At 63.0% G+C, this 7,269-nt stretch carries 8 protein-coding genes, 1 pseudogene and 1 riboswitch; of the genes and pseudogenes, 5 read left to right on the forward strand and 4 right to left on the reverse strand.

The features are described 5' to 3' along the window. From ENZ75_RS14740 to ENZ75_RS14755, 4 genes and pseudogenes are all read right to left on the reverse strand, one after another. Positions 1-634: pseudogene (locus ENZ75_RS14740) on the reverse strand (cobaltochelatase subunit CobN); the annotation flags it as partial. 18 nt (positions 635-652) lie between these two features. Continuing rightward, positions 653-1,690, reverse strand: a complete 1,038-nt coding sequence (gene cobW, locus ENZ75_RS14745; protein ID WP_063168240.1) for a cobalamin biosynthesis protein CobW — start codon at positions 1,688-1,690, stop codon at positions 653-655. A 2-nt stretch (positions 1,691-1,692) separates the two neighbouring features. Next, positions 1,693-2,121: a DUF1636 family protein gene (locus ENZ75_RS14750; protein ID WP_013531088.1), complete on the reverse strand. Its 429-nt coding sequence runs from the start codon at positions 2,119-2,121 to the stop codon at positions 1,693-1,695. A gap of 38 nt (positions 2,122-2,159) precedes the next feature. Further along, positions 2,160-2,364: riboswitch (cobalamin riboswitch) on the reverse strand. A 30-nt stretch (positions 2,365-2,394) separates the two neighbouring features. Continuing rightward, positions 2,395-3,594 (reverse strand): winged helix-turn-helix domain-containing protein, encoded by a 1,200-nt coding sequence (locus ENZ75_RS14755; protein WP_063168239.1) that lies wholly within the window; start codon positions 3,592-3,594, stop codon positions 2,395-2,397. Between the two features lie 331 nt (positions 3,595-3,925). On the opposite strand from ENZ75_RS14755, the gene ENZ75_RS14760 reads away from it, so the two are divergent. The 5 genes from ENZ75_RS14760 to nuoE all read left to right on the forward strand — a co-directional run. After that, entirely contained in the window at positions 3,926-4,291 is a 366-nt protein-coding gene (locus ENZ75_RS14760) for an NADH-quinone oxidoreductase subunit A (RefSeq protein ID WP_010910112.1), read from the forward strand. Next, positions 4,282-4,863, forward strand: coding sequence for an NADH-quinone oxidoreductase subunit B (locus ENZ75_RS14765; protein WP_013531090.1), 582 nt, complete (start codon positions 4,282-4,284; stop codon positions 4,861-4,863). The genes ENZ75_RS14760 and ENZ75_RS14765 overlap by 10 nt, the downstream gene beginning before the upstream one ends. Positions 4,864-4,867: 4 nt before the next feature. Next, positions 4,868-5,470, forward strand: coding sequence for an NADH-quinone oxidoreductase subunit C (locus ENZ75_RS14770; RefSeq protein WP_013531091.1), 603 nt, complete (start codon positions 4,868-4,870; stop codon positions 5,468-5,470). Further along, on the forward strand, positions 5,471-6,661 hold the full coding sequence (locus ENZ75_RS14775; RefSeq protein WP_024501361.1) for an NADH-quinone oxidoreductase subunit D: 1,191 nt from the start codon (positions 5,471-5,473) through the stop codon (positions 6,659-6,661). After that, positions 6,662-7,269, forward strand: a 608-nt coding sequence (gene nuoE, locus ENZ75_RS14780; protein WP_128278160.1) for an NADH-quinone oxidoreductase subunit NuoE, incomplete at its 3' end; no start/stop codon positions are given.

The following is a 7,269-nucleotide window of genomic DNA, read 5'->3' on the forward strand; positions in this document are numbered from 1 at the left end:
AGGGATAGAACAGGATGGGGATGATAGGAGCGTTGACGTTGTAAGCGCCAGCATTCGATAAGTCCGGCTTCTCCACAACTCCACATCCGGGCACGTAAAAACCAGCTTTCGGCACCACCACCGGGCCGATCACTTCCGCATCCTGTCCCGCCAAGCCCGCCAGCCTGCGCACCAGCGCGCTCATATTCGCCGGGCCGCCCTCGCGGAAATAGTCGAGCAGGCCGTCCAACTCCTCGCGCGGCAGCGTCGAGGCTTCGATCAGGCGCAGATCCTCGTCGCGGCATTCGCCGGGCAGCAGCGCCAGTTTTATGCCGCGTTCGCGGGCGGTCGAGGCAAGCTGGTCGCAGCCGTAGCGCCACCAGTCGTAGCCGCCGAGGATGCGCACGAGGATGATCTTGGCATGGCGGGCGACGCTGTCGACCCAGAGGTCGACGGACATGGGATGGCGCAAGTCGCGCAGTGCGGCCAGCCGCATCGAGGGCAGGCGGTCGGCATCGGTCCTCCACGCCGCCGCCAGTCCGGCGAGGTCGCTGTCGGTGAAGGACAGGGCCACGATATCCGCCGGCGTCTGCCGCAGATCGACCGGCTCGGCGAGGTCGTCGAGCGAGGCGGATGTCGTGGTTAGGATGTGCATCGCAATCCGTGTCCGAAATCAGCCGGCGAGTATACGCTCGATCGCCGGGCGGTTCAGCCCTTTCAGGCCGATGACGACGAGGCGCGAGCGGCGGTCATCCTCAGCGGTCCAGGCGCGGTCATAGTAATGATTGACGCGCGGCCCGACGGCCTGCAGCAAGAGCCGCATCGGCTTGCCGCCGACCTCGACGAAGCCTTTTACGCGCAGCACGTTCTCTTCTTCGGCGACGGTGGCGACGCGCTTTGCCAGCTCGTCCGGATTGGCGATCGAGGCAATGTCGACGATGAACGTGTCGAAGTCGTCATGCTCGTGGTCGAATGCGCCGTCATGATGGGACTTGCGGTTTTCGATGTCGTCCTCGACGGCCAGACCGAGCCCGAGCAGCACGGAGGGATCGACCTTGCCATGCGAGGTCGGCACGATCTTCACTGCGCGGGCGGAGTGTTCGCCAACGATGGCATTGGCGCGGGCGGTGCCGGCGGCGTCCATCAGGTCGCTCTTCGACAGGATGATCAGGTCGGCGCAGGCGATCTGGTCCTCGAACACTTCTTCCACCGGATCGTCGTGGTCGAGCGTCTCGTCCCCGGCGCGCTGCGCCTGGAGGGCCTCCATGTCGTTGGCGACGCGGCCTTCGGCCAATGCCGGTCCGTCGACCACGGCGATGACGCCATCGACGGTCACCCGGCTTTTCACGCTGGGCCACTGAAAGGCCTGGACCAGCGGCTTGGGCAGTGCCAGGCCCGAGGTTTCGATCAGGATATGGTCGACCCTCGGCGTCAGCGACAGGATTTGGTCGAGCGCCGGGACGAAGTCGTCGGCGACAGTGCAGCAGATACAGCCATTGGCCAGTTCGACGATGTTTTCCTCGGGGCAGGTGTCGATACCGCATCCCTTGAGGATCTCGCCATCGATGCCGATGTCGCCGAATTCGTTGACGATGATGGCGATGCGCTTGCCGCCGGCGTTTTCCAGGAGATGGCGGACCAGCGTCGTCTTGCCGGCGCCGAGGAAGCCAGTGACGACGGTGCAGGGAACGCGGGATACGGAAGTGGTCATGGTCAATCCTTCAGCATGTCGATGGGTGGAATGCGGGCCACGAGGCCGCGCTTGAGGCTATCGGGGCGGCCACGCCACGGGATCAGGCCATCTTTCGAGGTGGCGAAGAGCTTTGCGCCTGTCACGAGGTCGGCGCCGCTGGTCGCGGTCAGGTCGCCGAAGACATAGCTCCAGCAACCGTCGCGCAGGATCGCGGCGCTGAGGCGCCGCTTGCAATTGCCAAGGCATTCGACGCTGCGGATGCGGATATCGTCGCCAGCGGCGGCGCGGCGCGTGTCGTCCGTCAGCAACTCGCCGGCGCGGGGATGAGCGTCGGAGCCGGTCTCATTGCGGCAGGAGCCGCAGACGATGATGGTGACGCCGGCCAAGGCATCATCATGGCCGGACGAAATATCCGCTGTGCCAGCCGAAAAACTGCTGTCGTGGTCCAAAGATCGGGCTCCTTGCCCGGAAACCCGCCGGGCGATCGGATTCTACAGTCGCAGACGGCAGGTCTCCTGGCTCGCGAGTCATCGCCTTGGGTAGCCGCCTTCCCGGGAATTCCCAGTGGTTTTCGGCCTTGGCTCTTCGCTTACAGTTGCGGGGACAGCCGCGGATTTGGGATTTTGCCCCGCACCGCATTCCCTCTTAGCCCTTGCCGTTGCGGGCAAGGGACCATCTGGAACCGGATTTAGGCTTTTGCGGGCGGCGGTGTCAACGCGAGCTTACGACACGGCTATGTCGGCCAGCGCCGCGCCCAAATCGCCGGCAGGCGTCACTTCGATGCGTTCGAGCCCGAGCCAACCTTGCATCTGCTTCAATTCCTCGAACAGCTCCGCAGCGGTTTCAGGCGGCGCACCGGGCTCGGCATAGGCCGCATGGACCCGCAGTATGCTGGCCGGGCGATCGGCCTTGAGGTCGACGCGTGCCACGATCCTGTCGCCGAGCAGGAACGGCAGGACATAATAGCCATACTGCCGCTTGTCGGCAGGTGTGTAGATCTCGATGCGGTAGTGGAAATCGAACAGCCGCTCGGTGCGCGAGCGCTCGAAGACGACCGGATCGAAGGGTGCCAGCAAGGCGCGGGCCTCGACTTTGCGCGGCAGACGGGCGTCCCGGTGAAGATAGGCCGGCTTGTCCCAGCCTTCGACACGCACCGGCAGCAACTCGCCCGTTTCAACCAGTTCCTCCAACCGGCCTTTCATATCGGCCGGCGACAGGCGGAAATAGTCGCGCAAATCGCTTGAAGTCGCCACGCCGTGGGCGCGGGCGGAAATGCGCAGCAATTCGCGGTGCGCGTCCTCAGGCGTCGGCACCGGCAGATCGAGGATCGCCTGCGGCAGCACGCGCTCGGGCAGGTCATAGAAGCGCTCGAAACCGCGGCGGTGCGCCGTGGTGATGCGGCCGGCCCAGAACAGCCATTCGAAGGCGTGTTTGGCATCGCTCCAGCCCCACCAGCCGCCCGAACCTTTCTGGCCCTCCAGCGCGGAAGCGGCGATCGGGCCGCGCTCGGCGACCTCGCGGTAGATCTCTTCGATGTAGGCGGCGTGCTCGCGGCCCCATTTGGCGAGACCCAGATACATTTCCTCGCCCCGCTCGGCGCGCTGCATGCGCCAGCGCATCAGCGGGTATGTCTCGACCGGCAGGAAGGACGCCTCGTGCGCCCAGTATTCGAAAACCGTGCGCTTACGCGTCACGGCCGCGTTGTCGAGCAGCGAGAACGGGTAGGGGCCAAGGCGCGAATAGAGCGGCATATAATGAGCGCGCACCACCGCGCTGACGGAATCGATCTGCAACAGGCCGGTGCGGGAGAGCGTGCGGGCAAAATGCCGGCGGTCGGGCGTGCCGGTCGGGCGAGGATCGAGGAACCCTTGGGCGGCAAGGGCGATGCGCCGGGCCATCGGGAGCGAGATCTTTTCCTTCATGCAGGTATCACTTTGACGTGTTTTGACCGAGGGTCGAATGGCTGATTCCAACCCATGCTAGCAGGGTTTTGGCAGCATTCATGTCAGGAGAGAAAAGTGGAGTAAAAAGCGAAGGAAATCAAACAGGAGCGGATCGGACCAGTTTGCCGCGATATGCCGTCCAGGTCGATGTTTTGAACAAGGTTTGACTTGCTTCGCTGGAAGTGCTGCGCTAACCCTCGCCGCGTTGCAGCATAGGCCCTTAAAACGGTTCAGCGGTTAAACTGTCACGCTTCCGCATTAGGGTCCGGTGCTGTAATCAACGTGGATTGGCGCCAACGGAAAGCCGAGCATGAACGCACTCTTGAGCTCATACCTGCCCATCGTCCTGTTCATAGGCGTGGCGCTGGTTGTCGGCCTGGCGCTGCTGGCCGCGCCCTTCCTGGTGGCCTACCGCAATCCCGATCCCGAAAAGCTTTCCGCCTACGAGTGCGGTTTCAACTCGTTCGACGACGCCCGCATGAAGTTCGACATCCGTTTCTACCTGGTGTCGATCCTGTTCATCATCTTCGACCTGGAAGTAGCCTTCCTGTTTCCGTGGGCGGTGTCGTTTTCGAAGATCGGCATGCTCGGTTTCTGGTCGATGATGGTTTTTTTGGCGGTGCTGACCATCGGCTTTGCCTATGAATGGAAAAAAGGAGCGCTGGAATGGGATTGAACGACAGTTCAGGCACCCTCGTCGCGCCGAAGCCCAAGGGCATCATCGATCCCAACACCGGCAGGCCGGTGGGGGAGGACGATCCCTTCTTCCTCGAGATCAACAACGAGTTGGCCGACAAGGGCTTTCTGGTCACTTCGACCGAGGCGCTCATCACCTGGGCGCGCAGCGGGTCGCTGATGTTCATGACGTTCGGCCTCGCCTGCTGCGCGGTCGAGATGATCCACACCTCGATGCCGCGCTATGATTCGGAGCGGTTCGGCGTCGCGCCACGCGCGTCTCCGCGCCAGTCCGACATCATGATCGTCGCCGGCACGCTGACCAACAAGATGGCGCCGGCGCTGCGCAAGGTCTACGACCAGATGCCGGAGCCGCGCTACGTCATCTCGATGGGCTCCTGCGCCAATGGCGGCGGCTATTACCACTATTCCTATTCGGTGGTGCGCGGCTGCGACCGCATCGTGCCGGTCGACATCTATGTGCCCGGCTGTCCGCCGAGCGCCGAAGCGCTGCTCTACGGCATTCTTCTCTTGCAGAAGAAGATCCGCCGCACCGGCACGATCGAACGGTAAATCCATGACCGCATCCCTGAGCGAACTGTCGACCTATCTCGGCGAGAAGCTGATCGGCCGCGTGAACGAGGCTGATATCGCCTATGGCGAACTCACCATCCATGTCGAGCCGCGCGATCTGGTCGAGGTGATGACCTTCCTGCGCGACGATGCGCGCTGCCAGTTCATCTCGATCATCGATGTCTGCGGCGCCGACTATCCGTCGCGGGCCAAGCGTTTCGACGTCGTCTATCACCTGTTGTCGCCGAAGCAGAATGTGCGCGTCCGCGTCAAGGTGCAGGCCGACGAGGAAACCATGGTGCCGTCGATCACCGGCGTCTATCCCGGCGCCGACTGGTTCGAGCGCGAGACCTACGATCTCTACGGCGTTTTGTTCTCCGGCCATCCCGACCTGCGCCGCCTGCTGACCGACTATGGCTTCGAAGGCCATCCCTTGCGCAAGGATTTCCCGCTGACCGGCTTCGTCGAGGTGCGCTACGACGACGAGGCCAAGCGCGTTATCTATGAGCCGGTCGAGCTCAAGCAGGAATTCCGCAATTTCGATTTTCTGTCCCCGTGGGAAGGTACGGATTACGTGCTGCCGGGTGACGAGAAGGCAAAGCAGTAAATGGCTGAAACCTCCGTCCGCAACTTCAACATCAATTTCGGCCCGCAACACCCCGCGGCGCACGGCGTTTTGCGCCTTGTGCTGGAGCTGGACGGCGAAGTCGTCGATCGCGTCGATCCGCATATCGGACTGCTGCATCGCGGTACCGAAAAGCTGATCGAAGCCAAAACCTATCTGCAGGCGGTACCCTATCTCGACCGGCTCGACTATTGCGCGCCGATGAACCAGGAACATGCCTTTGCGCTGGCCGCCGAGCGTCTGCTCGGCATCGAGGTGCCGAAGCGTGGCCAGGTGATCCGCGTTCTCTACAGCGAGATCGGCCGCATCATGTCGCACATCCTCAATGTGACGACGCAGGCGATGGACGTCGGTGCGCTGACGCCGCCGCTGTGGGGCTTCGTCGAACGCGAAAAGCTGATGGTGTTCTATGAGCGCGCCTCCGGTTCGCGCATGCATGCCGCTTATTTTCGGCCCGGCGGCGTCCATCAGGACCTGCCGCGTCAACTGGTCGAGGACATCGGCAAGTGGATCGACCCGTTCCTGAAGTCGATCGACGACCTCGACCGGCTGCTGACCGGCAACCGCATCTTCAAGCAGCGCAATGTCGATATTGGCATCGTCTCGCTGGCGGATGCCTGGGCCTGGGGTTTTTCGGGCGTGATGGTGCGTGGCTCGGGTGCAGCCTGGGATCTGCGCAAGTCGCAACCCTATGAATGCTATTCGGAGATGGATTTCGACATTCCGATCGGCAAGAACGGCGACTGCTTCGACCGCTACCTCGTGCGCATGGAAGAAATGCGCCAGTCGGCGAAGATCATGCGCCAGTGCGTCGACCTTTTGCTCGGCAAGGAGAGCACCGGCCCGGTGTCGAACCTCGATGGCAAGGTGGTGCCGCCCAAGCGCCAGGCGATGAAGCGCTCGATGGAAGCGCTGATCCATCACTTCAAGCTCTACACCGAGGGTTATCGCGTGCCGGCCGGCGAGGTTTACGCCGCCGTCGAGGCGCCGAAGGGCGAATTCGGCGTCTATCTGGTCTCCGACGGCTCCAACAAGCCCTACCGCTGCAAGCTGCGCGCGCCGGGTTTCGCGCATCTGCAGGCGATGGATTTCCTCTGCCGCGGCCACATGCTGGCCGACGTCACCGCCGTTCTCGGCTCCCTCGACATCGTGTTTGGTGAGGTCGATCGCTAAATGTCAGTCCGCCGTCTCGCAGAAGCCAGCGTCCAGCCAGCATCCTTCGCCTTCAACCGGGCGAATGCCGCGGCTGCGAAGCAATGGATCAAGAAGTACCCGAAGGGCCGTGAACAGTCGGCCATCATCCCGCTTCTGATGATAGCACAGGAGCAGGAAGGCTGGGTGACGAAGGCGGCGATCGAGACGATCTCCGACATGCTCGGCATGCCCCGCATCCGCGGGCTGGAAGTCGCGACCTTCTACACGCAGTACCAGTTGAATCCGGTCGGCACGCGTGCGCACATCCAGGTCTGCGGCACCACGCCCTGCATGCTGCGCGGTTCGGAAGCGCTGATGGATGTCTGCCGCTCCAAAATCCATCACGACCAGTTCCACACCAACGACAAGGGAACCTTGTCTTGGGAAGAGGTGGAATGCCTCGGTGCCTGCGTCAACGCGCCGATGGTGATGATCTTCAAGGACACGTTCGAGGATCTGACGCCGGAACGCCTGGCTGAAATCATCGATCTCTATGACGCCGGCAAGGGTGCTGCGGTGGAACCGGGGCCGCAGAATGGCCGCACCGGCTCGGAGCCGGCCTCCGGCCTCACCACGCTGAAGAGCGA

The organism is Mesorhizobium sp. M7A.F.Ca.CA.002.04.1.1 (assembly GCF_004022805.1).
GTDB lineage: Bacteria > Pseudomonadota > Alphaproteobacteria > Rhizobiales > Rhizobiaceae > Mesorhizobium > Mesorhizobium ciceri.

What these genes read in the sequence shown, in the direction of transcription:
- ENZ75_RS14775 (WP_024501361.1), top strand. Translation starts at nt 5,471, where the DNA reads ATGGCTGAAACCTCCGTCCGCAACTTCAACATCAATTTCGGCCCGCAA.
- ENZ75_RS14770 (WP_013531091.1), top strand. Translation starts at nt 4,868, where the DNA reads ATGACCGCATCCCTGAGCGAACTGTCGACCTATCTCGGCGAGAAGCTG.
- cobW (WP_063168240.1), bottom strand. Translation starts at nt 1,690, where the DNA reads ATGACCACTTCCGTATCCCGCGTTCCCTGCACCGTCGTCACTGGCTTC.
- ENZ75_RS14765 (WP_013531090.1), top strand. Translation starts at nt 4,282, where the DNA reads ATGGGATTGAACGACAGTTCAGGCACCCTCGTCGCGCCGAAGCCCAAG.
- ENZ75_RS14755 (WP_063168239.1), bottom strand. Translation starts at nt 3,594, where the DNA reads ATGAAGGAAAAGATCTCGCTCCCGATGGCCCGGCGCATCGCCCTTGCC.
- ENZ75_RS14760 (WP_010910112.1), top strand. Translation starts at nt 3,926, where the DNA reads ATGAACGCACTCTTGAGCTCATACCTGCCCATCGTCCTGTTCATAGGC.